Genomic DNA, 26,480 nt, shown 5'->3' with positions numbered 1-26,480 from the left:
ACGCCTCACGCCTCACGCCTCACGCCTCAGCGCGATTTCCAGGCATTTTATTCCAGATATAACAATAGCTTGTGTATTTAACATGGTATTGTTGCCACGCAGCATCTAGTATTATGTTGCACGTACCCAGAAGTAAAATCTCAGGAGGAGAAACGGTATGACGACGCAAGTAGCCAAGAAGTTAGCAATCGCTCTATTTATGGCTTTGATGGCGGGCGGACTGATCGCTTGTGACGATCAAGGGCCTGCTGAAGAAGCGGGTGAAAGCATTGATGACGCCGCAGAAGATGCCGGGGAGAGCATGGAAGAGCTCGGCGAAGATATGGAAGAAGCGGCCGAGAACTAGGCCGAGCATTTGTTTGATGAGTTAACCGAAGCAGTCGCTGAAAAGCGGCTGCTTTATTGTTTGTATCGCGTCTATTATGGTTAGCCTGAATAACGATAAAAATGAGGTGGCAACGTGCTACTACAACGCGATAAAAGCCTGTTGTTAATGGTCGATTTCCAGGCGGGTCTGCTGCCTGTAATCGATGGCGGTCAAGAAGCCATTAATGAAGCGGCTTGGTTAGGCGAAATGGCGTGCTTGCTTGAGGTGCCGGTATGGTTAACCGAACAGTCGCCAGAAAAACTGGGAGGATCCTCGGCATCACTGCTCGCCTGCCTGAATGACTATCGGCTCTGGCAGAAACAGCATTTTGGGGCCATGGCGGAAACTGAATTTCGTGAAGCGCTAAACGCAACGGGTAAAACACAGATTGTACTGTGTGGAACAGAAGCGCATATCTGCGTGCTGCAAACGGGACTAGGGCTATTAGACGCAGGCTACGAGCTGTACTGGCTGAGCGACGCCTCTGCCAGTCGACGCCCGCAAGAGGCTGCGCTTGCCCGTGAGCGCGCTTGCGCGAGCGGTGCTATAGCGGTGACGGCAGACATGGTGGCTTATGAGTGGCTGAACCGCTGTGATACAACGCTGTTTAAAGAGGCGCACCAACGCTTTTTAAAGCCGCGCGCGCCACGCCCCGTACGTTTCTTCTAGGCCATTTGCTTTAACGATCGGCTTCTTTACGAGTGAAAACGAAGGTATCCCCCTGGGATGCCGATGCATCGAAACGATAGCCTGCCACATCGAACGCCTTGAGTTCATCTGGATCGTTGACCTGCTGCTGAATCATCCATGCGCTCATCAGCCCACGTGCTTTTTTGGCGTAGAAGCTGATGATTTTAAAGGTGCCATTTTTCTCATCTTTAAACACCGGCGTAATGATCCGGGCATTAAGCTGCTTGGTATCTACCGCTTTGAAGTACTCATTCGAGGCGAGGTTAACCAACACGTTGGAGCCGCTTTCTGCAATGGCTTCATTGAGTGCAGGCGCCAGAATGGGCTTCCAATAGGCATACAGATCCTTACCGGCACTGTTAGGCAGCTTGGTGCCCATTTCCAGGCGGTAGGCCTGGATCAAATCCAGCGGCCGTAGCAGGCCGTATAGGCCAGAAAGTATGCGTAGATGCGACTGAGCGTAACGATTCTCCGCTTCGCTGAAGTTTTCTGCTTGCAGGCCGGTATAAACGTCGCCCTGAAAAGCCTGTGCAGCAGGTTTGGCATTGCTCAGAGTGAAAGGAGGGCGCCATTCCTCAAAACGCGCCGCATTCAGGCCCGCCAATTTATCGCTGATACCCATGAGTTCGCTGATTTGCTGCGGCGAGTAATCACGCAAAATAGTGATAAGCGCTTGGCTGTGTTTCAGAAAGTCGGGTTGTGACACTTGCTCTGTGGTCGGTGGGGTTTCAAAGTCCAGCGTTTTGGCGGGAGAGATAACGCTCAGCATCGCATGCTCCTGGTCGTGCCCTGATAAATAAAAGCCTGATATAAGTGGGCTCAGTATACCAAGCCTCGGCAAAGGCCGAGGCTATAGCGGTGATAGCCTTATGAGAGTCGGCTGTTTTTTACGGGCTGTTGTTAAGGGCAGGGATTTGGCATACGGCGGTGAATATCTTCGATTGCCTCTAGCACTTCGTTGTCCAGCTTGAGGCTCTCGCTGGCAAGATTGCTTTCCAACTGCTCCATGGTGGTCGCACCAATGATATTGCTGGTCAAGAAGCTGCGCGAGTTAACAAACGCCAGCGCCATTTGCGCAGGATCCAGCTCGTGCTTTTCAGCAAGCGCAACGTAAGCCTGGGTGGCCGCTTCGGCTTCGGGCGAGGTGTAACGCTTGAAGCGCTCATACAGCGTCAAGCGACCTTTGGGTGGCTGCGCGCCATTCAGGTATTTACCTGAGAGTACCCCAAAACCTAGCGGTGAATAAGCAAGTAGACCGACATCTTCACGGTGGGCAATTTCCGCCAAGCCGACTTCAAAAGAGCGGTTAAGAAGGTTGTAGGGGTTTTGAATAGACGCCACGCGCGGTAAATCCAGCTTATCGGCAAGCTGCAATGAGCGCATCACCCCCCAGGGCGTGTCATTAGAGAGCCCAATAGCCCGCACCTTGCCTGCATCAACCAGCTCTTTCAGTGCATCAAGCGTCTCTTCCAACGGCGTCGCATCTTCGTCTTCGCTATGAACGTAGCCTAGCTTGCCAAAGAAATTGGTTTGACGGTCGGGCCAGTGTAGTTGGTAAAGGTCAACGTAATCGGTGTTCAAACGCTCCAGGCTTGTGTCGATGGCCTGATGAATATGCTCACGGGTTAAACGCGGGCCACCCCGTATATGGTCAAGCCCTGGGCCTGCTGCCTTAGTGGCTATGATCAGATCATCCCTGGCGCCACGCTGCTTTAGCCAACTGCCGATATAGCGCTCAGTTAAGCCCTGGGTCTTGGCCATGGGCGGGACGGGGTACATTTCTGCGGTATCAATAAAATTGATGCCAAACGCCACGGCTCTATCAAGCTGTTCGTGGGCTTCAGCTTCGCTGTTTTGCTCGCCAAACGTCATCGTGCCTAAACAGAGTCGACTTACCTCCATGCCGGTTCTGCCAAGTGGGCGCGTTTGCATTTTTATCTCCTTACTAAGGCGGAATTGCCACAAGATAAGCCGCCATTACCAGGCTGGTAAACGGCGTATGAATGGCATGTTAGCGAGGCTCATTGCAAGCAGCAAATTAATGGGGTTGAGTCGTCGCAAAGGCAGGCGTATGCTTGCCAGCCCATCGACCGGCTAAAGGCCGGTTTCTCGTGTGGTTGGCAGCTATTTTTGTGACTGCTAGCCCAAGGTTCCAACAGACGACAGGCAGGGTGGTTTGCCATGCTGCAGGCATCAACGTTGTTTACTCGGCTAGAATTTCGCCTAGCTGAACGGCTGTTTCATAATCACTGGCTGTTGCCGCGTTCACCGCGGACCCAGCGTTTAACGATGCGCTTGTTTAAGCGCTGTGCGGAAGCGGGTCACCCAGACGCGCTCTCCGTATACGGCCATATGCTGTTTCATCGCAGTCAGACGCCCCAGGACAAAGCGCGCGGAGCGCGGTACGTTCTGGAAGCTGCGCATGCCGGGGATGTAAAGTCACAGTACCAGGTGGCACAAATCCACGAACATGGCTGTGCCCAGTACCCGCGCCGTGAAGATTACGCGGTGACCTGGTACGCACGCGCCGCCCAGTCTGGGCACTATCTCGCCGCAGAGCGGCTTGCTCGCGCTTATCGCCTGGGTGAATTAGGCTTGGCGGTAGATGGTGAGCGTGCGGCTTACTGGCAGCGACAGGCGGATCAGCTGGCACTAAATAGCGTGGCCGCCGCATGAAGCGTTACCGCGTTTTGATTGAGTGAGGAAGGTTGTGTCCGAGACGCTACCCACAGTGCTAGATATTGAAGCGTCCGGATTTGGGCGCGGCAGCTACCCCATTGAAGTAGGCATCGCCCGTGCCGATGGAAGCTGCTGTGCTTTTCTCATTCAACCGCTGGAAGAGTGGACGCACTGGGATCCCAAGGCTGAACTGCTGCATGGCATCTCCCGTGATCGCCTTATTCAGGAGGGCTACCCGGTACGCCAGGTCGCCCACTGGCTGAACGATGAACTACGCGAGCTGGGTAAGGCGTACAGCGATAGTTGGGGGTACGACAATACCTGGCTGTCGCTGCTCTTCCATCATGCGGGTATGCTGCCGCGTTTTCGCCTTGAGGCGCTAAGAATTCTGCTTAGCGAAAAGCAGCAGGCAGTGTGGAGCGACACCAAAGAAGCGCTGATCGCCGAACAGGGTATTCACCGCCACCGGGCAGGTGAAGATGCCCGTTTACTGCAGCTTACCTATCAGCATACCCGCAAGCTCACCGAGCACCCGGGACGTTAGTAACTCTTCCCTCACCAGTTTTATAGCTGGGCCTCCAGCGCCTCGAGCAACTCATTGGGGGACGGTGCATCGAGCAGCATCTCGCGGGTGGGAGACGCCAAAAAGCCATGACTAACCGTGCTGTCTAAAAAGGTCAGTAGCGGCGAATAGAACTCGTCGATGTTCAGCAACCCCATCGGTTTTTCATGCAGGCCTAGATAGCCCCACGTCCATATTTCAAACAGCTCTTCCAAGGTGCCAATCCCGCCGGGTAAGGCAATAAAAGCATCGGCGTTGGCCGCCATGGTGGCTTTGCGTTCGTGCATGTTGCGCACCCGAATCAGCTCGCTCAAGCCAAAGTGGGCCTGTTCGCGCTCCACCAGGTGGTCGGGCATCACACCAATGACTTCACCACCGGCCTCAAGTGCTGCGTTAGCCAGCTCGCCCATCAGGCCAACGCGTGCCCCACCATAAACCAACGTGTGGCCGCGTTCAGCGAGGGTGCGCCCCAGTTGATTGGTGGCCTGGCGGAAGGCAGGGCTGTTACCTTCACGGGAGCCAAGATAAACGCAAATTCGAGCCATTCGTCTATTTCCTGTCGTTAAAAAATGAACGTGACTAAAACCGTAGCCAAAAAGAAAACGAGATTACTACGAGGCTTAGGTTAAAAGGGGCTTAGGGTAAACAGCGGTCTACCTGATGATGCTCATCCATCCACTGCCCAATCACATTATCACCGCACAGGTGGTGGGCGTACTGGGTGTGCAGGCAGCGTATCTGATGCCAGTTGCTAATGCCGCCAATGCCGCGTTCGGTCATCACGTTGGTGTAACCCAGCTTAGCGACTTCTTCACGCTGAGCATTACTCATATAGTCCCAGCGAGCGGTCACATAGTCGCGATGGCTCTGTTGGTAAGCCTCAAGAAATTCAGGCTCTTCCTGTAGGCGTTGTTCGAGCGCTTTGATAACCCCAACGGCTTCGATGCGGGAAATCTCAACTTTCAGAACATCGGAACAGAGCCAATACAGGGTGGGGAAGGGTTTGCCATCGACAATAGGCGCCATACGCAGTACTAGCGGTGTACCTTCACCGTCGGTGGCGGCTACCGCTTCGATACCACGCGGTGCGCGGCCAAGCTGCTGGGCAATAATGGCGAGCTGACGTTCGTCAGGCGCTTGGTTGGTGCGTATCACCATTGGGTTGGTCTCTCACGAACGGTCGTCTTGAACAAATTTAGTCGAGCGGCCAACGGCACGGAAAAAGCAGCGATTGAGCTGTTCAGGCGACGCGACATAGCACCACGTCCGCTCACAGTATTCAGCGGCTCGTGCCATTAGCACGTCATAAAGGCGATTGAAGGGGGCATCATAATCGTAGGGATCGGCACCAAACAAGCGGATATGCGGATAGTCGGCAAAGCGCTCAATAAAATAGCGCTCAAGGTCTGCCTCCACGGCGCGATGCTGGGCGACGTTGTCAGGGTCTATCCAGAGGTTGTAGCGGATTGCCATTATAAGGCTCCTGTTGCCCCGGTAGTGCAGGGCAGCGTCGATCAGGCGGGCTCAGGCGCGTCTTGAAGGTGCGACATTAGCGCCTCGCGCAGGTCACCCTCAATAGGCATGGCGCACTTGGCCTGGTGGTCATACTGCACCATAACCGCATGGCCCAGGTTAGTGAGCTTGCCGTGCTGCCGCGCCTCTTGGGTGACTGTAAACGAGCTATTGCCTAATCGCGTTAAGTAAGTACGTATTTCGATATCGTGACCGTAAAACAGTTCAGCCCGGTAGTCGACTTCCATGCGCGCCATAATCAAGCGCCACTGCTTGGGGTTTAAATCAGGGGTAAAGAGTTTGAACAAGTCATTTCGGGCAAGCTCAAACCACGCTGGCAGGCGGGTGTTGTTAATGTGCCCTAAGGCGTCAGTATCGTAAAAGGCGGGCTCAATGGTTCGGGTAAACATGGCTTGTCCTTGTTATTAAAAAAAAGGTTATTAGTAGGGGTAATCGCAACGGCAACGTTTAGGATTAGCCCAAGCAAGCGCTTGGTCAAGCGGTGCGGCGTTGATACCACGCAATGAGTTGCATCCACCCCAACAGCCATAGCGTGGCAGCAGCGAAGCCGACCAATGTGCCCCATAGCAACCCTAGTGTGCTGTAAGTATAGGAAACACATAGCGTGTAACTCAGTAGCGAGCCAAGTCCCATCGGGTAGTGCTTGATCACCGTCGCCACCGGCGCTGCCCCATGGTTCAGGTGTAGGATCAGCAAAAAAGGCAGCATCGTGACGGGAAAGGCGGCCAACGTTCCCGCCCAGGCGGGCGGCAGCCAGTGGGCCAGGCTGGTAATGGTAAATATGATCACCGTGGCAAGTGCCGCCCGCGCGGCAAGCGCCGGTAACGAAAACGTTCTGCTGGCGGGTATCCTGACATCAGTAATGCTGCGAAATAAGCCGCTGAACAGAGCAATGGCGCATAGCGTCACCAGCGTGCCGCTCAAACGCGTGAAGTTAAACTGAGCGAGCAGCGTGCTAACGGCGAGCCAGGCAACCAAGCCGCCCGCCACGCCGCCAATGACACCTTTAACGCCCGGCTGTCGTCCTGCCATCCAATAACCGGCCCCTAGCGCCATTGTGGCCGTAAAGCCCGCCAGGGTATGCACCGCACTTTGGGTCGCAAACTGAGGGGAAATTTCCAAGCCGATAAAAAATAGCGCCAAGGCCGTGCCTAACGGATAGCCCGCCAGCAGGCCCGCCATGCGCGGGCTAGCACGCACAGCAATCGCGCCTAGCCCCAGCACCATGCTGATCGAGAGCCCTAATTTCGCTAGCTGCCAAGTGAGAGGGACTTCAATCATGCGGCGTCATCCTTGCTGTTTTTGTTTGGGTGCTGTCAGCGCGCGCTTTTAATTAAACCAAGCGCAGGCCTTGCTGGTCGCGCCATGCGGCCTCAAGGGCATCTTTTAGGGGCGCTTTCAAGTGCGCGGGGAGCGCCTCCTGCGCCGCTTGGAGTGAATCAAACGAACGGTTGCGCAGCCAGCAGTAAGCCCAGGCGCAGGCTTCGGCGTCGCTATCGGGGGTCGGGCGAGCGGGCATTTGATTGAGCAGAAAGACCGCAGTGCGCGGCGCCCATAGCGGCATTTCACCTAGCTCATCCTGGCTCCACTGCTCCAGGGTGGCGCCGCTGGGCGTGGCGTCGGGTGTACCTAATTTAGCTACCCGTGCTGTTTCAGCCAAAATGAGCGCTAGCTGATCCGTATTCGCTTGCCCAAGCGAGCGCCATTGCCGCAACAGCGCCGATAGCCCCGCCCGCATCTTGGTATAAAAGTCATCTTGCGGCATGCTTGGCACAACCCCTATTGAATGAGTGAGATTTTTCATGGCCTACGATTTTGCCACGCCTGTGGAGCGACGCCACCCTGAAGGTGGCTGGGCATCGCAAAAATGGCACCGCTACGGCGACGACGTACTGCCCCTTTGGGTCGCCGATATGGATTTTCGCTCCCCGCCTGAGGTGATTGATGCACTGCAGGCGCGCGTGGCCCACGGTGTATATGGCTATGGCGAAGTGCCTGCTACGTTAACAGAAACCCTGTGCCAGTGGAGCGCCCACCACTACGACTGGCCCATTCAGCCGGAGTGGCAGCAGTGGCTGCCGGGCGTCGTGCCAGCTTTGCACCTGGCCGCGTTAACGCTGACCGAGCTAGGCGACGGTGTATTGACGGTAGCGCCGATCTACCCGCCATTTTTAGAGGTTGCAAAGCGCACCGGGCGACTACCCCAGCAGGCGATGCTGGCAGCGCCTTCAGCACCCAATGAGCCTTGGCAGCTCGATATTGATGCCTTGGAGGCCGCTATTACGCCACGTACGCGCTTGCTGCTGTGGTGCCAGCCCCACAACCCTACGGGGCGAGTGTGGCGCCATGAGGAGCTTGCAGCGCTGGCTGAGCTAGTGGAGCGCCACGACCTTTGGGTGGTCTCCGATGAGCTGCACTGCGACCTGTTATTGGACGAAGGCGCCCAGCACCGCCCGTTAGCCGCGGCATTTCCTGAATTAGCGAAGCGCACCATTACGCTATGGGCACCGTCGAAAACCTTTAACCTAGCGGGCTTAACCAGCGCCTGCGCGGTGATTCCCGACCCCGCACTGCGTGAGCGCTTTGCGACGGCTACCAAGGGGTTACTTCCCGATGGCAACGTGCTCGGCTTGGTCGCGGCGGAAGCAGCGTATCGACATGGCGAGCCGTGGCGCCAGGAGCTGTTAAGCGTGTTACGTGAGCATCGTGGGACGCTGCAGGCACGCGTAGCGGCTTGGCCGGGCGTGCGCTGGAGTGCGCCGGAGTCGACCTATCTAGCTTGGCTGGATATGCGCGAGGCAGGGTTAGGTGAGGCGCCCTACAAGACGTTGCTGAAAGAGGCGGGAGTAGCGCTTTCGGACGGGGCGGCCTTTGGCTGCCCCGGCTTTGTGCGGCTTAACTTTGGTACCACCGCTTCCCAGCTGGAAGCGGCGCTGTCTCGTATGGATTCCCTGCTGAAGCGGGATTGAAAGCCTTCAGAAGACCTTAGTACAGCATCGCAAAAAGCTTACGGCGGTAAGCAACGGTCAGCGGGTGGTCGGCGCCCAGGGCGTCGAATACCTGCAGTAGCGTTTTACGCGCCGCGTCATCGTTATAGGCGCGATCCTGCTTCATCAGCGCCAGCAGCGCCTCCAGCCCTTCATCATAATGACCGTCGGCCACTTGGCGCAGGGCGCGCTGGTACTGCGCTTCGCTATCGGTGCGATTGCCCAGGGCCGCAATCTCCTCGGCTGAGAGTGCCTGCTCGCTAAACTCGATGCTGGCGCGTACGCCACGCGCAGGTGCCGCGTCGCGCTCTTCCGGGGGCAGGTTATCGAGTACTTCACGGGCCTCACTGCCGCGCCCTTCGGCCACCAATACCCGTGCGAAGGCTACCTGGTAGGCATAGTGCTCTGGGTACTGGCCCACTAGGGTTTGATAAATCTCGCGGGCAGCGGCGGTGTCACCGGCTTTAAGCGCTTCTTCCGCCTGCTCTTCAGGGGTAGGCGGCGCTTCGCCGGGGGCGGGGAAGTAGCGATTGAGCCACTCGCGCACTTCTTTCTCCGGCAGAGCGCCCTGGAAGCCATCCACCAAGCCGCCCTGGCTAATCAGCTTCACATCGGGCACAGAACGCACGCCCAGTTGGCCGCCGATTTCGGGGTTTGCTTCAATATCGAGCTTGCCGAGCAGGAAGGCGCCCGCGTACTCAACCACCAGCTTCTCCAGCACCGCGAGCAGGGTGCTGCTGCTTGCGTTGGACGGCGAGTAGCAGCCCATTAGCACCGGCACCTGCATGGACGCTTCAAGCACTTGCTGAATATTGCCAGCATTGAGCTCGATAATGACATCTTCAGGGCGCACCGCCGCTTGTTCAGCGTTAGGCGCGGTAGCGTCAGCACTTCCGGTATCCGCCGTAAGCGGCTTACCTGAGCGGGGATCGATAATTTGCATGGGTAGACTCGGCATCAAAAAATGAACAATAGTTCCCCATGATATGCAGGCATTTGCCGGTGGATTCAAGGAAGAGGAGGGAAATAAAACTCACTGCTAGTGGGTATCAAGCTACATGAACCTGATAAAGCAGAAACAGGGCGCGGTTAGGCGCCCTGGATGAGCTACTATTTTTGGCATTGTTTCTGAAATTGCTTCTGAAATTACTTAAGGAATGATGCGCTCCGCGCGTAGGCGGGTAAACAGATCGAACAACGCCGCGCGTGTTTCACGGAAGTGATCAAAGCCGAAATCTCGCGACTTGGTGACATCGTTGACGCACTCAAGCTCGCGCCCCAGGTCGGCATCGGTGTGCCACCAGGAGGCTAACTTGCTGACATCGGCTTCGACTAGCTCGTTGTTTTCGGCAATCTCGGCCCAGGTAGGCGCAATGTCGGCCATCTGGGTTTCGAGCGGCTGTGGCGTTTCCGGGCAGTCGGCTACTTCAAGCTCGAAGAATTCGCCAATTTCATGCCACAGTCGACGCCAGCGGAACACATCGCCATTGACCGTGTTAAAGGCCTCATTGTGGGCACCGGGCGTGGTCGCCGCCCACTCCATCTGCCGCGCCAACACCAGCGAATCGGTTAGATCGGTCAAGGCGTTCCACTGCACCTGCGAGCCAGGGAATGTGAACGGCTTGCCCGTTGCTTTGCAGATAGAGGCGTAAACCGCCAGCGTCACGCCCATGTTCATGGCGTTACCGCGGGCATAGCCGATGACCGTGTGCGGACGGTGCACGTTCCAGCTAAAGCCGTCCCGACCCGCCTTCGCGAACATGATGTCTTCGAGGGTGTAGTAAAAGTTCTCGCCAGGTACGCGGGGCGCTGATTCACGAAACGGCGTCTCGGTTTTACCGCTACCGTAGTTCTCGAAGGCACCCAGGTACTGCTTGGTGCCGGTCACCAGCGAGACATGCGCTAAGCTTGCGCCCTGCAGAGCGTCGAGCAAGTTGTGCATCATTGCGCCGTTGGCCTCGACGTTAGCCTTTTCATTTTCGCGCCGCACCCAAGTGCAATAAAACACGTGGGTGATGGGTAGCCCCGCCAGTGCTTCCGCCGTAGCCTCGCGATCTAACAGATCGGCAGCGACGGGAATTACCCCTGCTTGATCAGAGGGGCGACGAGATAATCCATAGACACTCCACCCGCTAGCGGTGAGGTAGCTGGCTAAGTTGCCACCAGTGATGCCGGTCGCGCCGACGACTAATGCGGTGCCTTTGCGCATCGTTAACTCCTTTTGTAGACAAAATTTTCGGAACGGGCAGTGGAAATGTGCTTTGTGTCCGATGAAAAGCAGTCTGGTCGCCAAGAATCATTGCTACAATTGGAAAAATCGCAAATCTTTATTGCGCTAGGAGCAACTCGATGGATCTCAATGCGCTACGCATCTTTGAGCGCGTCGCCGCGACAGGAAGTTTTACCGCCACCGCACGCCACTTTCATCGCGCCGTGTCGTCGGTTTCGCGTCAGATTGCCTCTTTAGAGGAGGCGCTTGGTCAGCAACTGTTCTATCGCCACACCCGTGCCGTGACGCTGACCGAGGCAGGTTTGCGCTACTATCAGGAAGTTCGCGAGATACTTGAACGACTCGACCTGGCGACGGAAGCGCTAACGGCCCCCAATACAGCGCCTAGCGGCGTGCTGCGCCTCAATGCTCCCGTGGCTTTCGGCCAGCGCCAAATCGTGCCGATTCTGCATCACTTTCAACGCCGCTACCCGGCGATCAAAGCCGAACTGATGTTAACCGATCAACTGACCGACCCGGTGCGCGAGGGCATCGATATTACCTTTCGTGTCGGCGAATTGGCCGATTCAACGCTGGTGGCACGCCGCCTAGCGTCAATGAACTACGTTGTGGTTGCTGCCCCCACCTATATACAGCGCTGCGGTAGGCCCAATACCCCAGATGACCTTGAACACCACGACTGCCTGCTCTACCAAGGTGAAATGGGTCGTCAGCGCTGGTACTTCCATCATGCCGAGCAGCCGCAAGCCTTTGCTTACAAAGTCGACGGCAGCCTGTATAGCAACGATGCCGAGAGCTTGGTGCGTGCCGCGCTAATGGGGCAGGGACTGGTGATGTTTCCCACCTGGCTGATCGCTGATGAGCTGGCCTCGGGCAAACTGCTGCCTCTGCTCGAAGCGTGGCGATGTGAAGTCGTGCCAGGCAGGCGCGATATCCACGTGCTCTACGCCCAGCGTCGGCTGCACACCCGCAAGGTAAGCGCTTTTTTGGATCATCTGTTTGAGATGGTTGGATCTACACCAGAATGGGATCGCTGGCGTGAGCAGCTGGCGGTGTAAGGGTTCAGGCACAAAAAAGCCGCTGCCTTTCGATAACGGCTTTCTCTGTTGTATTGGATAGCGAGATTCGCTGGCTTTGGCTTTAGAATAAAAGCGAACCGATGGCCTTCAGGGGGGATGAGACGCTGAACCTGAGAGCTTTTCTGACTACTCTCACCGAACTCTAGGCAATAAAAAAAGGCAGACCAGTAAGTAACTGATCTGCCTTTAAAAATATTGGTAGCGGGGACCGGATTTGAACCGATGACCTTCGGGTTATGAGCCCGACGAGCTACCAGACTGCTCCACCCCGCATCAACGTGTGGCGTATTCTACAGAAGTTTTAGGTGAAGTCAATAGAGTGATTAACACGTTTGGCTTATAGCCGTTGATTATGACCTGCGGCAACATGGGGTAAGTGCAGCTATGCTTTATATAGCCATAACAAAAAGCTTACGTTGGTGCATTGTTCAAGAAAATTATGCACTAGGGTAATACAGGCGCAGTCGCGCTTATTCACAATGGCTTGCGGCGCGATGTGCGTGCTTTGAGATCCAAGCCATTTGTCATTTCAGGGAGGTAGTCAATGGCCAATCAAGCCCCCGTCGCCTGGGTAACTGGTGGAACTGGTGGTATCGGTACGGCAATTTGTCGTTCGTTGGCAGATGCGGGATATCTGGTCGTGGCGGGTTATCGCAACCCCGACAAGGCTAAGACCTGGCTAGAAACGCAGCACGCCGACGGCTATCGCAATATCGAATTGTCGGGTATCGACCTTTCTGACCACAACGCCTGCCTGGAAGGAGCCCGCCAAATCCACGACAAGTATGGCCCTATTAGTGTGTTGGTGAACTGTGCGGGGATCACCCGTGATGGCACCATGAAAAAAATGTCTTACGAGCAGTGGTACGAAGTGCTCGATACCAATCTCAACAGCGTTTTTAACACCTGCCGAAGTGTCATTGAGATGATGCTTGAGAGTGGCTATGGCCGGATTATCAATATTTCATCCATTAATGGCCGTAAAGGCCAGTTTGGTCAGGTTAACTACGCGGCGGCGAAAGCCGGTATGCATGGTTTGACCATGTCGTTGGCACAGGAAACAGCGACCAAAGGAATTACCGTCAATACCGTATCACCTGGCTATATCGCCACCGATATGATCATGAATATCCCCGAAAAAGTACGCGAGGCAATCCGGGAAACCATTCCCGTGAAGCGCTATGGCACGCCAGAGGAGATTGGCCGATTGGTCACCTTCTTAGCCGATAAGGAGTCAGGTTTTATCACCGGTGCAAACATCGACATCAACGGTGGTCAGTTCATGGGTTAGTCGTTAGCCCAATAGGAGAGCGTAAACGGGAGGCTATAAGCCTCCCGTTTTCTTGCTAACGCTATGGCAGTGGTACTCGTGCCAGTCGGCTGAGCAGGTTATCCAACTCTTCTACTTCAGCATCCCATAGCGTGGCTGGCATTGGCCCTAGCGCCAATAGCGCGACCAAGATGTTGATCACTTCTTGATCACGGCTGCGCTCTTGATTGAAGCCTTCATTCAAACGCTCTACCTGAATCGCCAAGCGCAGCGGCTCATCGCTCTGCCGCACGCTACCCACGGCCAGCATCGAGAGGTGCACTCTCAGTCTGGCGAGGGAGTCGGCGATGCGAGTGTGATCAGCGTCTGATAGCGGTACCGCTACGCTATGGCGCTGTTGATTGCGTGCGTTATGCGCCTCATTAAAGGCGGTAGGCAGTGAAGTGCCGAGAGCCGCTTGTGCGTCCACGTTGCTTGGGATCCCTTCGTCGAGGTAGCGCTGGTCGGCAGTCAAGTGAGCGCTCACTAATGGCATGATCGCATGCCACTGTTGAACTGTATCGGCAACCGCCAGACGGTTTAAGCGTTCTCGGCGCGCACGCACGATGCCACTCATCCGCCGCTGCATGCCTTCGCTGCGCCGATTGCGTGGCAACGGCTCAAGTTGATTGGCTTGTTCGATAAAGCGCTCCAACGTGGCCGACTCACTCGCCTCAATCGGCTGCCAGCTATCCATTTCGTCGATGAGGGCTTGCATCTCATCAAGCTGCTGTTGCTGGCGCGCTGCCTGCTCAGTTTTATGCGCATCGCGCTGGGCAAAGAGTTGATCACATTCGTGGCGGAAGGTTTTCCACAGCGTTTGCTCTTCGCCTTTTGGGGCTCGGCCTAGCGCGCGCCACTGCTGCTGTAACTGTTTGGTGAGGTGGATGCGCTGGGCCAGCGGCTGGCTGTCGTCGCTACGCAGTGCACTTACTTGACTGATCAGTCCGCGCTTTTTTGAGGCGATCGCTTCTGCGCGCTGATCAATCAACGCCTGTAGCTGATGGCGAATAGTGCCAAAGCGCCGCCCAACGGCCTCTGAGCCCTCGCGAGGAACGGGGCTGTAGTGCCGCCACTGGTGGCGCGCTTTATCGCGAATTTGCCGAAGTACATCGGGGTCGGCATCTTCTGCTGGCTGAGCCAGCAGACTCTCTAGCTGGTCGCATAGCGCTTCCCGGGCTTTCAGGTTGTTCTCGCGCTCTTTACTGAGCTGGTCCCGCCAAGGGGCAAGACGTTCATGGATACGATCCGAAGCGCTGCGGAAACGAGCAGACTGTTCGCGGTTGGCCGCCGCATCGCCCAGTGATTTCCACTCTTTGACCAACTGGCGATGGTGGCGGTCAAGCGCTTCTTCCGCCATGTAGAGATCGTTAGCCAATGCTTCGATGCTCGCGCATAGCTGCTCGCGCTTTGGCCCGGCGACAAACCCCCGCCAGTCGCGTAATTCCGCGAGCCGGGCGGCTAAGTGCTTTAAGCGCGTTTTGAGCGGTTGAGCGGCTGAGCTCTCCAGGGCTTCAATGCGCGGTTTTAGGCGCTGATGCAGGCGGCTGGCGCTTTTAAAGGCGCCGCGCTCTAGCAAGTGCTCAAAGGTATCGAGTTCCGCGCCATGGGCCTCCAGGGTGGTGCTGTCCTCTGTAGGTTGCGAGGGGGCGGTGCTGTCAGCATTACACGCAGCCAGAGCGCGGCCGAGCAGCGCCGGGGGGGTTAAGGTGTCTGGCCACTGGCAGTCGCTAATCAAGGTGGACAGGGTCGCATGGTCGCCACTGGCCAGGGCGGTTTCGATGGGCGCGCTTACCGCGCACCAGCGCTGCCATGCCTCTAAGCACTGGTCGTAGTGCTGAATCGCCAGCGTGTAGCGCTGGCGCATAGCCTCGCTGGGCGGGTGGATATCGGAAAGTGCCTGCCAGCGTTGGCCGAGTAGCTGACGCTGGGCGCGCAGACTGTCGATATCCTGTACGGTCATGGCGGAAGCGTGGCGCAAGCCGTCAAGGGTCTCTTCTATGCCTTCAAGCAGCTGCTCTCGGGTGTTTTCAGCTTCTTCACGGCGCTCGTCGCTCTGCTGGCGAGCCTGCTCCTGGGTCTCGTGGTCGTGAAGCGTTTTGCGGCAATTGAGTACGGCTTGATGAAAGCGCTGCTCCTGTTCCACGCTGGGCGGCTGGGTCAACTGCTCCCACTGCCGTTCAAGGTGGCGAAAACGGCCACCGTAAAGGGGCTCCCAGGGCGCACGGGCATGCTGCTCTAGCTGATTCAAAAGTGTTTCGCGCTGCTGCTCTTCCGCTTCCAGCCACTGGGCGTCGCTGCGCAAGCGGTTGAGGCGTTCCCGGGCCAGGCGAACCACCTGCCGGTCTCGGCGTGCCTCTTTCAGCAACCGTTTTAGTCCCTCTTCATCTTCTATGCGCTCAGCCGCCTGATGGCGAACGGCGGCCACCCCATTGTGACAAGCTTGACGAATCAGCTCATCCTCGTCGCTCAGCTTACTCAGTGCGGCCAAACGTAGATTAAGATTGTCCCCCTGCAGGGCTACCGCACTCAGTACCCGCGGCTCATCTATCTGTTCAACCAGTGTCTGGCGCTGGTTCAGGTCGGTATGGCCTTCACGCCCACTAAGCCGTTGGCAAACCGCATTGAACCAGGTTTCCTCCTGCTGATGGTGGGGGTATGCGTTTACCAAGCCTACGCAGTCATCCAGAGCCAACAGAGCGGCAAGGCGAATCTGGCTATCGCTATCTTGAGTGAGCGACTGCAGCGCTTGACGCTGCTCCGCTTGCTCGGGGTTCAGTCGTTGGAGGGCCTGACGGCGCACCTCGGGGTCAGGGTGTTGCCACCGAGGTGCGAACAGGCGTCTTAACAGTCCGTGCATGGATCATCCTGCGATTATGAAATGCGTAGCATGAAAAAAACGGCTCGGTGGTTGCAGTCACCGGCGCTGTCGCTTAGCTTGGCGTTGCTATTGCTGTCTTGTAATAAGCATGGTGTGATAAACGTCTATTTTCTAGGCCACACTGCTTCTAGATCACACTGTTTTTAGACTACAGTGTTTCTAGACGACGAAATGCGTGATAGTACGCTACCTTAATCTTATATGAACATGACGGGGAGTTCGGCCATGAGCCTTAACGTGGATAGTGCCGTAGTGGCCTTTACCTTCAAAGGCGGCATGCTGCCGATGACCGTCATGGAGCTAAGTAGTGCTGACCCGGAGCAAATCCGGCAGCAGTTGGCTGGTAAGTTTTCCCAGTCCCCTGCTTTCTTTCAGCATACACCGGTTGTGCTCAGCGTGGAAAAACTCGATGAACCCCACTTAGCCCTTGAGCGCATTTGTGCCGTGTGCCGTGACCATAAGCTGTTGCCGGTCGCCGTGCGCGGTGGTACTGAGCCGGTTCGCCAATCGGCTTGGGCGCTGGGGTTGGGTTGGTTTCCGCCGGTGGCTGAAGGGCGTGCACGGGTGCTCGAAAGTGTCGGTAGCTCGCCGGTGCAAGAGGTCGCCCGTGAGGAGCCAGTGAGCGAGTCCGAAGCGCCAACGCTGGCCACGCGGCTCTATCGCGGTACCGTTCGCTCTGGCCAGCAAGTGAGCGCCTCTGATGGTGATTTAGTGGTCATCGGGGCGGTGAATGCCGGGGCGGAAGTGCTGGCTGCCGGCAGTATTCATGTCTACGGTGCACTACGAGGCCGGGCACTGGCAGGTATTCATGGTAATACCCAGGCGGGTATTTATTGCCGCGAACTGGAGGCTGAGCTGCTTTCAGTGGCCGGCAATTATAAACGTTCGGAAGATATCGACGCACAGCTTCTGGGGTGTCCCGCAGAAGTTCACTTTACAAAAGAACAGCTTGAAATTAAGCCACTGGGCTAAGGTATTTGTATGAGGCTGCGTTGGTGCTTCATGCCTAGCGACGCCGAAGACGCTATCCGTTACAGTATGGCATGTTGATGACATTGACGTTCCCGTTATGCGCTGAGCGCCAACTGACTCGCGCTCGCGACGAACGACTTCAAGAAGGAAGTGACTCTTGGCCAAGATAATTGTAGTGACCTCCGGTAAAGGGGGGGTCGGTAAAACCACTAGCGCGGCAGCCATCTCCACAGGGCTTGCGCTGCGCGGTAAAAAAACAGTCGTCATTGATTTTGATGTGGGCCTGCGTAATCTCGACCTGATCATGGGCTGCGAACGACGCGTGGTGTATGACTTAGTCAACGTGATTCAAGGCGAAGCGGGGCTGAATCAGGCGCTGATTCGCGACAAGCGGGTTGAGAATTTGTTCATTCTGCCAGCTTCCCAGACCCGCGATAAAGATGCCCTGACCCAAGAGGGCGTTGCAGAGATTTTGGAGAAGCTGAAAGAGGATTTCGACTTCATTCTTTGTGATTCACCCGCCGGTATCGAACGCGGTGCGCAGTTGGCCATGTACTTCGCCGACGAGGCGATTGTGGTTACCAATCCTGAAGTTTCATCGGTGCGTGACTCTGACCGTATTTTGGGGCTGTTGGCCTCGAAAACCCGGCGTGCAGAGCAGGGCAATGACCCTATCAAAGAGCACCTGCTGGTGACCCGCTATAACCCCGAGCGCGTGACCTCCGGCGATATGCTGACACTCGACGATATTCGTGAAATTTTGGCGATTAACTTATTGGGCTTGATTCCTGAGTCTGAGGCCGTGCTGCGTGCTTCCAACCAGGGCGTGCCCGTTACCCACGATATCTCCAGCGACGCAGGCCAAGCTTATAGCGATACGGTATCGCGCCTGCTCGGAGAAGACATGCCTTTGCGTTTCCATGAAATGCAACGCAAAGGCCTGCTCAGTCGTATGTTTGGGGGGGCGCGCCGATGAAATTACTTGAGTTCTTGAAGCGTGAGCGCAGGAAATCCGCCTCGGTCGCCAAAGAACGTTTGCAAATTATTGTCGCGCATCAGCGTAGCCAACGCGGTCAGCCCGACTATATGCCGATGCTTGAGCGCGAACTGCTTGAGGTGATCCGCCGCTACGTGCACGTGGATGACGACGCCATTCAAATTTCTATGGACAGCGAAGACAACTGCTCTGTGTTGGAGCTGAACGTTACGCTTCCAAAGAGCTGAGCTCTTTAGCTGAGTTCAGGAACTGAAGACGGGGCGAAAGGGGCGGCGGGTGTGCTAGGCTTGGGCTTTTAACTGCCCAGCGGAGTGATTGTTCATGGCGCCACCCAATGCTGCCCCTTCCAGTTTTCTATGGCACGACTATGAAACCTTCGGGGCGGATCCGCGTCGTGATCGGCCTGCCCAATTCGCAGCCCTGCGCACGGATGCCGATCTGAACGAGATTGGCGAACCGATCGAACTCTACTGCAAGCCCGCCGATGATTACTTGCCTCATCCTGCAGCCTGTTTGATCACCGGTATTACCCCTCAAAAAGCTCAGCGCCATGGTCTTCCCGAAGCAGAGTTCGCGGGCGAGATTCAGCGCCATATGAGTGAGCCGGGTACCTGCGTGGTGGGTTACAACAGCCTGCGTTTTGATGATGAAGTCTCCCGCCATCTGTTTTACCGCAATTTACTCGATCCTTATGCCCGCGAGTGGCAAAACGGCAATTCCCGCTGGGATTTGATCGACATTGTGCGCGCCTTTTATGCGCTGCGCCCGGATGGCATTGAGTGGCCGCAGCGCGAAGACGGCGCGCCCAGCTTCAAGCTAGAGCACTTAACCGCAGCAAACGGTATTGCCCATGAGGGTGCCCATGATGCGGTAGCCGATGTGCGCGCCACGATCGCCTTGGCCCGCTTACTTAAAACGCGCAATGCCAAGCTGTTCGACTATCTGCTTGGTCTGCGTGGTAAGCGTGCGGTGGCTAAACAGCTTGACTTGCCCAACGCCAAGCCGCTGCTGCATATCTCCCGCCGCTATCCTGCCAGCCGGGGCTGCAGTGCCCTGGTGATGCCGTTGGCCGAGCACCCGACAAACCCTAATGGGGTGATTGTTTACGATTTGAGCGTTGACCCTAGCGATATGTTGAGCATGCCAGCGGAGCAGATTCGTGAGCGCGTGTTTGTCAGTCAGCAGGATTTGTCTGAAGGCGAGGCGCGTATCCCGCTGAAGGTCATTCATATCAACCGTTGCCCAGTGGTGTTCCCCGCCACTGCTTTGAAAGACATTGAGGGCCCTCAAAAGGGCGAATATGGCACCATCGTTGCGCGTTTAGGCCTGGACGTGGCGGCCTGTCGGCAGCACTGGAAAGCCCTGCGCGATACCCGCGGTGTCGCCGCTAAGGTCGCAGAGGTGTTTAGTGCGGGTTATGACGAGGCGCCTCAGGATCCTGACCTAATGCTCTATTCAGGCAGCTTCTTCTCCGCTGCTGACCGTCAGCAGATGGAGCGGGTGCGAGAGATGGATCCCTGGGATCTAGTAGGGCAGCGCTTTGCGTTTCAGGATCCGCGTTTGGAAGATATGCTGTTTCGCTTTCGTGCGCGCAGTTACCCCGATACGTTGGAGGGCGAAGAGCGCGAGCAGTGGGAGGCGTTTCGCTGGATGCGGATCAATGACCCGGCCTTGGCGGGCTTTACGCTTAAGGCGTTTGCGCGGGAAATCGAGCAGTACAATCAGCAAACCCTCACTGATCGCGAGCGGCAGATTCTGGAAGAGCTGGTGATGTTCGTGGAGGCGATGATGCCGGCCCAGGCGTTTGATGCCTGAGCCGGTGCCGATGGTCTAATAGCGCTGTTTATTCACGCACTTTAGGCAGCGCTGAGCGTGCTTCCCGATAAGTACTGACATCGCTGGGTTCGTCGCCTGGGTTAAAGCGTATGTCCAGCGTGTGCTCGCGCAGCGATGGCCAGAGAGCCTTAATATCCTCAAGGCTAACGTTCAGCACTAGCTCGGCCAACTTATCACGGCGGTCAAAGCGAACGTCTTCAAGCGCCGTGGCTTGCCAATAGCGGTTAGCCATGCCTGAAAGGCTGGTATCGCGCTGGCGTAATTGGTCGTGAACCGCCTGGCGATAAGGCACTAAGTCATCGTCGCTAAGTTGCTCAAGACGTTGGTTCGCCTCGTCAAGAAACGCATCCATACGCTCGGCAATGGTGCCGCTGTCTACGTCGGGGGATTGCACCATAAGGGCAATGCCTGGTGCTTCGAGCAGCGGTGAATAACCTGCGTTGACGATGTAGCCGAGCTGCTGCTCGGTGCGCAGCTGCTGGTAGAACGGTGTTTCCAGCCACTGGGCGATCACAGCAGTGGTGGCTTGCTCCTCTGGGGTCTGGTCGCGACCTTGCAAATAGCGCAGTACCAAGGACTCATCCCGCGTGCTGTGAGGGTGTAGTACGCGGTGCTCATCACTGGCCGCAAGGGGCGTTAAGTTAGCAATGGCGTCGCGGGTTAGTCGTGGCTTGAGCTTGGCGCGCATCAGCTGAGTTTGCTCACGGGCCAGGTCAGCATCCAGGTTGCCCACTGCCATAGCATCGACGTACAGGTCATCTAGAAAGCGTTGGCGAAAATCTTCCAGGTGGCCACGGTCAAAGCGCTCGCTGGCAGCGAGCAGTTCAGCGGTAGACCATTGTGGTGTGAGCAAAGCTTCGCCCAGCGTGCGGCTAGCCTGACCGTAGAGCGACGCTTGGGGCGCGTTACGCCACTCCCGCTGTAGCTGATAACGCACGCGCTCGAAAGCACTGTCGGTGATTTCTGCGTGCGCTAACTGCTCAAGGGCTTGTTCAATCAGTGGGGTTTGGCCATCACGCCAGCCCGAGAACGATAGTGTCATGCCCCTGGCGTGGGGGTAGGCGCTAAATGATTGCCCTGCCAGCCACGCTGGGTAGAGGGACTCATTCAAACTGTCGTTGAGCCAACTGGCGAGCAGCCGAGTGAGCACTGCTTCATGGGCGGAGTAGCTGGCGGTGGGGCTTTGTAGGCTGACCCGCCACTCAACTTTAGGAGTGTTAAAGCGCTCATCCTGCATATGCCAGGCGCTAAACGATGGCGTATCGACCAGCAGGCTAGGGCGCTCATCCTGTCCTTCCAGCAGCGTTAGGTCGCTGGCGATAAAGGGGTTGGGGCCCGGGAGTGCCAAACCGCTCAGGGGCTGGCCCGACGCTTCGGGCACTTGCTCGTCCCATTGGGTATTGAACCAAGGCGAGACAGTGTCGCTTTCGATATCCGGCGCTGAGTAGAAGCGCAGCATATTATCCGGCGTTAGCGCGTCAAGATAAACCTGCTGGCGCTCTACATCGGGGCCATCCATACGGTAGGCTGCGTACTGCACGTCCTCTACCGGGTAGCGCGAAAGGCTCATCGAGAGCCGTGTGGCTTCCTGCTGCGGTGCGCCATGCTGCTGGAAGCGGAAGGCCTGCTCATTGAGGTCTGCCTGTTCCTGGTAGCGCCACTCAGATAGGCCATCGTTGCGTAGTTGCTCAATGGCGGCAAACAGGGTGGCTTCAATATCGTCCAGGCGTTCGGCGCCTGCGGGCGTCAGGCTGATGGAGATAGTGAATAGCGCTTCGTTGCCATCGCCGCGACCCACACCGGCGGAAAGCCCATCGGCCAGTCCAGCATCGCGCAGTACCGCTAACAGGCTGCCTTCACCTTCATCGCCAAGCAGGTGGGCGATTACCTGGGTCGGTTTGGTACGGTAGTCGTCAGTGGGGTCAGGCACTGGGAAGTAGAAGCGTAATTGACGACGATCCTGCAGGGACTGGCGCTCGATATAGCGGGGGAGTGTGTCTGAATCAACCAGCGGTGCGTCAATCGTTGGCACGCTTACGTCGTTGTCGGGAATATCGGCAAAGCGTTCGGCGACCCACTCCTCCAGCGTATCGAGCGGCTGAGGCGCTACAATTGCCAAGTTCATCACATTGGCATCGTAGTGCTGATGATAGAAGTCGATCACCCGCTCGCGTAGCGTTGCTTCGCCTTCAGGTGGGCTGGCTAAGGTTTCCCGGCTACCCACGGCAAACCCGGTGGTGGGGTTGTCAGGGTTGAGCAGTTGGTTGAGTACATCGTTTTCGCGCCGGGACTCATCACGAATACGCGCCATGTACTCCGAGTGAACGATATTGCGCTCACTCTCCAGGTGGTCGGCGTTAAACAGCGGTGAGAGGAAAAATTCGCTGAAACGGTCAAGGGCGCCTGGCAGCGCTGACGGCTCAATATCGAAGAAGTAGTTGGTATCCTGCTGCGCCGTAAAGGCGTTATGGGAACCCGCATTATTGGAAATATAGCGTTGGTAGGCATCCGATTCCGGGTAGGGTTCGGTGCCTAAAAACAGCATATGCTCCAGAAAATGCGCTAACCCCTGGAGGTCGTCGGGATCTTGGGCGCTGCCGACACGCACATTCATCGAGGCTGCTGCCTTGTCAGCTTCCGGGTCGCTGACAAGTAACACATTGAGGCCATTTTCAAGGGTCAGTACGCGGTAGTCGCGGCTGTCATAAGGGCTAATGATTGGGGTGACAGTTTCGGCAATGGCGTCGGCAACGTCATCACCGTTATCAGCCAAAGCGGTGGGGGACACCGCGAGGCTGGCAATGATGCCAAACAGTGCGCACTGGGGGAAAAGTGGCCAGCGGATTAAGCTAGAGGATCGCAACATTACAGCTCCTGTGACACAGTCCAACGTAGCATCGACCCGTTGGGATGGGCGCAGGCCGATGACTGGTAGGCGGGATTATTGACATGTTTAGATACCGGAAAAGCGCCCAACAGTTCCAATGGTGCGGGTGCTAGCAGTGAATTAAGCGTTTCGGTATCGGTGTCTGGGTTGAGCCAGGCGGATAACGCATGGCTGGGTATAGTGACCGGCAGGCGGTCGGTTAACGGCGATAACAACAGGTTGGCGGGCACGGTGATCAGTGCGGCAGAGTCGGTAAACGCCGTTAACGTGGTGTGGTAGCGGCACCATAGTGCGCCCAATAGCAACGGCGCCCGGGATACCTGGGTCACTAAATAGGGTTGCTTGCTGCGGGGCTGGGTTTTCCATACATAGAAACCGCTCACCGGGATAACGCAGCGGCGCGCGCTAAAGGCATCGCGAAACATCGCCCGTGATTCAAGGGTTTCTGCCCGTGCGCAGTGGGGGGCGTGATCCAGCACCTCCAGCCAGGGCGGCGTCAGGCCCCAGAAAAGCGACGAGAGCCGGTACTGCCCCTGCTCTATGCGAATAGCGGAAATTGGCCTACGAGGCGCTAGGTTAGGCGACTCAATCAACGGTTCAGGAGTGGCTAGCGTTGGCAATAAGCGGGTCAGCGGTAAATTTTGCACATGCAATCGCCCCGTCATTAGCTATCTCCTTAAGCAGAATCGTCGTGGAAGTGTACCTGGATGGCGGGGGACTGCGCGCAATAAAGCACGAAATGTAGCGTTTTAGTGTCGAAAACAGTGTTCGATGTAAGGTATCCTATCTTATCCCTTGCTCCCGCTAAAGCGCAGTGAGGCTTCCTTCTTGTTTGCCGTTGACCTTAAGAGATTGCCATGGCCCGTCCTAGACAGCATGCGCCCGATGCCCTCCATGCGCAGGTCATGCACGCTTGTGATGAGTGGTTGGCTGAGCAGCCAGTCCATGGTCTCTCACTGCGTGCCCTGGCCAGAGAGGTCGGCTGTGCCCCCAGCACCCTATTGAAGCTATATGGCAGCTTCAATAACTTATTGCAGCACGTCAATGTGGAAACATTGGCACGTTTACAGCACACCATTACCAGCTTGGTCGATGATGACCCTGAGCCATGGCTGCGCTCCCTGGCGCGTGCCTATTGGCGGTTCGCCGAGCAGGATTGTTACCGCTGGCAGTTGCTGTTCGATTACCCGCTGGCCCAGGAGGGTGAGCTTGATCAGCGCCAAAGCGATTTGATCGAAGCGCTATTTACCCAAGTGGAGGCCTCGCTTAAAGCCTACCAGCCCGCGCTGGATGATCTCGAAGCCCGCCGTTTGGGGCGCACGCTGTGGGGTAGCGTTCACGGCTTGGTTCAGCTAGGGCTTAATGAACGATTGGGCTACTGGCAGGGCCAGCAGTTGAAAGTGGATGAATTGTTGGATCAACTGATGAGCACCATTCTGGCTGGCTTACGTCACCGTGAGGCGTCGACGTGACTTGGTGGGTCAATGCGGCTCGCCAGGTACTACGCTGGCTGATTTTTGTCTCGATGCGCCTCTGCTATCGGCTACAGGTGCATGGGCGTGAGCATATCCCCAAGCAGGGCGCTGCGTTGGTGGTGTGTAATCACGTCAGTTTTATGGATGCCCTGGTGCTCGGTGGCGCTAGCCCCCGGCCGCTGCGTTTTGTGATGGATCAGCCGATCTTCGACTCACCCTGGCTTAAGTGGTGGTTTCAGTTGGTCGGTGCCATTCCCATTGAGTCTGAGCGGCGCAGCCCCGGCGCCCTCAGGCGTGCCCTGGATGACGTGAGCACAGCGCTGCGCCAGGGACAGGTCGTGATGGTATTTCCTGAAGGGCGACTGACTCCGGATGGCGAAATTCACGCCTTTCGGCGCGGTTTGGAAGCCATTCTCGCTCGGGATGATGTGCCGGTGATACCCGCTGGGCTGGCAGGCTTATGGGGGTCGTGGACATCCCACCATAACGGCAAAGCACTCAAAAAGTGCCCAAGGCGCTTTCGGGCGCCGGTGAGCCTACACTTTGGGCCTCCACTCAACCGCCTGGACGCCGATGATATAGCGCTGCGGCGGTTTTTAGAGGCGCGGGTCAGGGCCTTAAAAGCGGCGGCTGATCAGGAGCTATCCCGCCGCCGTTAGCTCGCTTGCTAGCGGCGAGCCGCCCGCTGCTTTTGCCAGCAGCGCGCAGAGGTGATGAGGTTGTCTCGAATCTCCAAAATCTCCATGCGCATATTGCCAATTTGCAGACACGCAGGCCCTTCCGGAAAGGCTTCCAGATGCTCAAGGATTAGTCCGTTGAGCGTCTTGGGGCCATCGGTCGGCAACTGCCAGCCGAGCATCTTGTTAATCTCGCGGATGTTGGCAGTGCCTTCAATCACATGACTGCCATCGTCCTGTTGATGAATCTCTTCATCCTCAGAGACATCGGTGGTGAATTCACCCACGATCTCTTCCAGAATATCTTCCAGAGTGACGAGACCTTCTACGTCGCCATACTCATCCACCACAATGCCGATACGCCGCTTCTGCTTCTGAAAGTTGAGCAGCTGGGTATGGAGCGGTGTGGATTCAGGAATGAAGTAGGGTTCGCGAGCCTCCTGCACAATCGACGCTTTGGTGACTTCGTCTCGGGAGAGAAAACGAGCCGCGTTGCGTAGATGCAGCATGCCGATAATATTATTAATGTCGCCCTTATAAACCGGTAGCCGGGTATGCTGGCTGGTGCGAATCTGGGTCAAGATCTCCTCGAGCGAATCATCCAGATCGATACCCAGCACCTCGTGTCGCGGCACCATGATGTCGTTCACAGTGACATTCTCAAGGTCGAGGATCGATAGCAGCATCGCTCGGTGGCGGTAGGGGATCAGCGTGCCCGCCTCGTGAACCACCGTGCGCAGCTCATCGCGAGTCAGGCTATCCCCGCCATTATCAACGCTTTTAACGCCCACCAGTCGGAGCAAGCCGTTAGACATCACGTTAACTAGCCATACCAGCGGGTAAAGTAGCTTCAGCAACGGCTCAAGGGCGAAGGAGGTCGGGTAAGCGATCCGCTCAGGTTTAATCGCGGCGTAGGTTTTTGGCGTTACTTCGGCAAAAATAAGAATCGTGATGGTCAGAAGGGCGGTAGAGATGGCCGGCCCAGATACGTCGCCGAAGAAGTGAATGGCGATAATAGTGGCAATGGATGCCGCCAGGTTGTTAACGAAGTTGTTGCCGATCAGGATAACGCCGATAAGGCGGTCTGGGCGGGTGAGCAGGCGCATGACCCGTTTGGCTCTGCGGTCACCGCTGTTGGCTTGATGGCTCAAGCGGTAGCGGTTAATCGACATCATGCCGGTTTCAGAGCTGGAGAAAAACGCAGAAAGCAGTATCAGTAAGGCTAGCAGGCCGAACAGTAACCCCAGGGGGAAGTCGTCGCTCAAGTCGAAAAGTCCTTTGTGGCGGATTAGGCTCGATTTGTAGAAGGTAGCGAGTGG

27 protein-coding genes and 1 tRNA gene are annotated in these 26,480 nt (G+C 56.7%); 13 read left to right on the top strand and 15 right to left on the bottom strand.

What is annotated here, in order from left to right:
- Positions 1–157: 157 nt before the first annotated feature.
- The gene (locus K7H09_RS07050; RefSeq protein WP_022520373.1) at positions 158–346 is read left to right on the top strand and encodes a hypothetical protein; all 189 of its coding nucleotides are present in this window, start codon (positions 158–160) and stop codon (positions 344–346) included.
- A gap of 114 nt (positions 347–460) precedes the next feature.
- On the top strand, positions 461–1,036 hold the full coding sequence (locus K7H09_RS07045) for an isochorismatase family protein (RefSeq protein ID WP_230804234.1): 576 nt from the start codon (positions 461–463) through the stop codon (positions 1,034–1,036).
- Between the two features lie 10 nt (positions 1,037–1,046).
- Here K7H09_RS07045 and yaaA read toward each other — a convergent pair whose 3' ends face one another.
- On the bottom strand, positions 1,047–1,826 hold the full coding sequence (gene yaaA, locus K7H09_RS07040; RefSeq protein ID WP_230804232.1) for a peroxide stress protein YaaA: 780 nt from the start codon (positions 1,824–1,826) through the stop codon (positions 1,047–1,049).
- Between the two features lie 131 nt (positions 1,827–1,957).
- Positions 1,958–2,989 (bottom strand): NADP(H)-dependent aldo-keto reductase, encoded by a 1,032-nt coding sequence (locus tag K7H09_RS07035; protein ID WP_230804230.1) that lies wholly within the window; start codon positions 2,987–2,989, stop codon positions 1,958–1,960.
- 249 nt (positions 2,990–3,238) lie between these two features.
- On the opposite strand from K7H09_RS07035, the gene K7H09_RS07030 reads away from it, so the two are divergent.
- Positions 3,239–3,733 (top strand): tetratricopeptide repeat protein, encoded by a 495-nt coding sequence (locus K7H09_RS07030; RefSeq protein WP_009288545.1) that lies wholly within the window; start codon positions 3,239–3,241, stop codon positions 3,731–3,733.
- Between the two features lie 34 nt (positions 3,734–3,767).
- The gene (locus K7H09_RS07025; RefSeq protein ID WP_230804228.1) at positions 3,768–4,280 is read left to right on the top strand and encodes a hypothetical protein; all 513 of its coding nucleotides are present in this window, start codon (positions 3,768–3,770) and stop codon (positions 4,278–4,280) included.
- Between the two features lie 20 nt (positions 4,281–4,300).
- Here K7H09_RS07025 and K7H09_RS07020 read toward each other — a convergent pair whose 3' ends face one another.
- The 6 genes from K7H09_RS07020 to K7H09_RS06995 form a co-directional block, all read right to left on the bottom strand.
- Positions 4,301–4,843: a TIGR00730 family Rossman fold protein gene (locus K7H09_RS07020; RefSeq protein WP_009288546.1), complete on the bottom strand. Its 543-nt coding sequence runs from the start codon at positions 4,841–4,843 to the stop codon at positions 4,301–4,303.
- Positions 4,844–4,934: 91 nt separating this feature from the next.
- On the bottom strand, positions 4,935–5,456 hold the full coding sequence (locus K7H09_RS07015) for a DUF501 domain-containing protein (RefSeq protein WP_009288547.1): 522 nt from the start codon (positions 5,454–5,456) through the stop codon (positions 4,935–4,937).
- Between the two features lie 12 nt (positions 5,457–5,468).
- On the bottom strand, positions 5,469–5,771 hold the full coding sequence (locus K7H09_RS07010) for a hypothetical protein (RefSeq protein ID WP_007111787.1): 303 nt from the start codon (positions 5,769–5,771) through the stop codon (positions 5,469–5,471).
- 41 nt (positions 5,772–5,812) lie between these two features.
- A complete protein-coding gene (locus tag K7H09_RS07005) occupies positions 5,813–6,220 on the bottom strand; it encodes an acyl-CoA thioesterase (protein WP_022520368.1) in 408 nt (135 codons plus the stop codon).
- An 85-nt stretch (positions 6,221–6,305) separates the two neighbouring features.
- On the bottom strand, positions 6,306–7,112 hold the full coding sequence (locus K7H09_RS07000) for a hypothetical protein (protein WP_009288548.1): 807 nt from the start codon (positions 7,110–7,112) through the stop codon (positions 6,306–6,308).
- A 52-nt stretch (positions 7,113–7,164) separates the two neighbouring features.
- On the bottom strand, positions 7,165–7,596 hold the full coding sequence (locus tag K7H09_RS06995) for a hypothetical protein (protein WP_022520367.1): 432 nt from the start codon (positions 7,594–7,596) through the stop codon (positions 7,165–7,167).
- Between the two features lie 37 nt (positions 7,597–7,633).
- Here K7H09_RS06995 and K7H09_RS06990 point away from each other — a divergent pair, with 37 nt between their 5' ends.
- Positions 7,634–8,800, top strand: coding sequence for a MalY/PatB family protein (locus K7H09_RS06990; RefSeq protein ID WP_022520366.1), 1,167 nt, complete (start codon positions 7,634–7,636; stop codon positions 8,798–8,800).
- Positions 8,801–8,816: 16 nt separating this feature from the next.
- Here K7H09_RS06990 and K7H09_RS06985 read toward each other — a convergent pair whose 3' ends face one another.
- Positions 8,817–9,761 (bottom strand): co-chaperone YbbN, encoded by a 945-nt coding sequence (locus K7H09_RS06985; RefSeq protein WP_022520365.1) that lies wholly within the window; start codon positions 9,759–9,761, stop codon positions 8,817–8,819.
- Between the two features lie 207 nt (positions 9,762–9,968).
- Entirely contained in the window at positions 9,969–11,027 is a 1,059-nt protein-coding gene (locus K7H09_RS06980; protein ID WP_022520364.1) for an SDR family oxidoreductase, read from the bottom strand.
- A 140-nt stretch (positions 11,028–11,167) separates the two neighbouring features.
- On the opposite strand from K7H09_RS06980, the gene K7H09_RS06975 reads away from it, so the two are divergent.
- Positions 11,168–12,106, top strand: a complete 939-nt coding sequence (locus K7H09_RS06975; RefSeq protein WP_009288551.1) for a LysR family transcriptional regulator — start codon at positions 11,168–11,170, stop codon at positions 12,104–12,106.
- 217 nt (positions 12,107–12,323) lie between these two features.
- On the opposite strand, the gene K7H09_RS06970 is transcribed toward K7H09_RS06975, so the two are convergent.
- Positions 12,324–12,400 (bottom strand) — tRNA-Met (locus K7H09_RS06970).
- Positions 12,401–12,671: 271 nt separating this feature from the next.
- Here K7H09_RS06970 and phbB point away from each other — a divergent pair.
- Positions 12,672–13,418 (top strand): acetoacetyl-CoA reductase, encoded by a 747-nt coding sequence (gene phbB, locus K7H09_RS06965; protein WP_230804226.1) that lies wholly within the window; start codon positions 12,672–12,674, stop codon positions 13,416–13,418.
- A gap of 61 nt (positions 13,419–13,479) precedes the next feature.
- Here the strand turns inward: phbB and K7H09_RS06960 are convergent, their stop codons facing one another.
- On the bottom strand, positions 13,480–16,296 hold the full coding sequence (locus K7H09_RS06960; RefSeq protein ID WP_230804224.1) for a DUF349 domain-containing protein: 2,817 nt from the start codon (positions 16,294–16,296) through the stop codon (positions 13,480–13,482).
- A 246-nt stretch (positions 16,297–16,542) separates the two neighbouring features.
- On the opposite strand from K7H09_RS06960, the gene minC reads away from it, so the two are divergent.
- From minC to sbcB, 4 genes are all read left to right on the top strand, one after another.
- Positions 16,543–17,289, top strand: a complete 747-nt coding sequence (minC, locus tag K7H09_RS06955; RefSeq protein ID WP_230804222.1) for a septum site-determining protein MinC — start codon at positions 16,543–16,545, stop codon at positions 17,287–17,289.
- A gap of 157 nt (positions 17,290–17,446) precedes the next feature.
- On the top strand, positions 17,447–18,265 hold the full coding sequence (gene minD, locus K7H09_RS06950; RefSeq protein ID WP_230804220.1) for a septum site-determining protein MinD: 819 nt from the start codon (positions 17,447–17,449) through the stop codon (positions 18,263–18,265).
- On the top strand, positions 18,262–18,513 hold the full coding sequence (gene minE, locus K7H09_RS06945) for a cell division topological specificity factor MinE (protein WP_230804218.1): 252 nt from the start codon (positions 18,262–18,264) through the stop codon (positions 18,511–18,513). Before minD ends, minE begins: the two co-directional genes overlap by 4 nt.
- Before the next feature lie 94 nt (positions 18,514–18,607).
- Positions 18,608–20,101, top strand: coding sequence for an exodeoxyribonuclease I (gene sbcB / locus K7H09_RS06940; protein ID WP_230804216.1), 1,494 nt, complete (start codon positions 18,608–18,610; stop codon positions 20,099–20,101).
- A gap of 28 nt (positions 20,102–20,129) precedes the next feature.
- On the opposite strand, the gene K7H09_RS06935 is transcribed toward sbcB, so the two are convergent.
- Together K7H09_RS06935 and K7H09_RS06930 are read right to left on the bottom strand one after the other, a co-directional pair.
- The gene (locus K7H09_RS06935; RefSeq protein ID WP_230804214.1) at positions 20,130–22,988 is read right to left on the bottom strand and encodes an insulinase family protein; all 2,859 of its coding nucleotides are present in this window, start codon (positions 22,986–22,988) and stop codon (positions 20,130–20,132) included.
- Positions 22,988–23,674, bottom strand: coding sequence for an SOS response-associated peptidase (locus K7H09_RS06930; RefSeq protein ID WP_230804212.1), 687 nt, complete (start codon positions 23,672–23,674; stop codon positions 22,988–22,990). Before K7H09_RS06930 ends, K7H09_RS06935 begins: the two co-directional genes overlap by 1 nt.
- A 192-nt stretch (positions 23,675–23,866) precedes the next feature.
- Here K7H09_RS06930 and K7H09_RS06925 point away from each other — a divergent pair, with 192 nt between their 5' ends.
- Positions 23,867–24,481, top strand: coding sequence for a TetR/AcrR family transcriptional regulator (locus tag K7H09_RS06925; protein WP_230804210.1), 615 nt, complete (start codon positions 23,867–23,869; stop codon positions 24,479–24,481).
- Positions 24,478–25,143: a 1-acyl-sn-glycerol-3-phosphate acyltransferase gene (locus tag K7H09_RS06920; protein ID WP_230804208.1), complete on the top strand. Its 666-nt coding sequence runs from the start codon at positions 24,478–24,480 to the stop codon at positions 25,141–25,143. Before K7H09_RS06925 ends, K7H09_RS06920 begins: the two co-directional genes overlap by 4 nt.
- Positions 25,144–25,151: 8 nt before the next feature.
- Here K7H09_RS06920 and K7H09_RS06915 read toward each other — a convergent pair whose 3' ends face one another.
- Positions 25,152–26,426, bottom strand: a complete 1,275-nt coding sequence (locus K7H09_RS06915; RefSeq protein WP_230804206.1) for an HlyC/CorC family transporter — start codon at positions 26,424–26,426, stop codon at positions 25,152–25,154.
- Positions 26,427–26,480 lie beyond the last annotated feature (54 nt).

Source organism: Halomonas sp. IOP_14 (assembly GCF_021021315.1).
Taxonomy (GTDB): Bacteria; Pseudomonadota; Gammaproteobacteria; order Pseudomonadales; family Halomonadaceae; genus Vreelandella; species Vreelandella titanicae.
The sequence above is the reverse complement of the archived record's forward strand: the minus strand, read 5'-3'. Positions and strand labels throughout refer to the sequence as shown.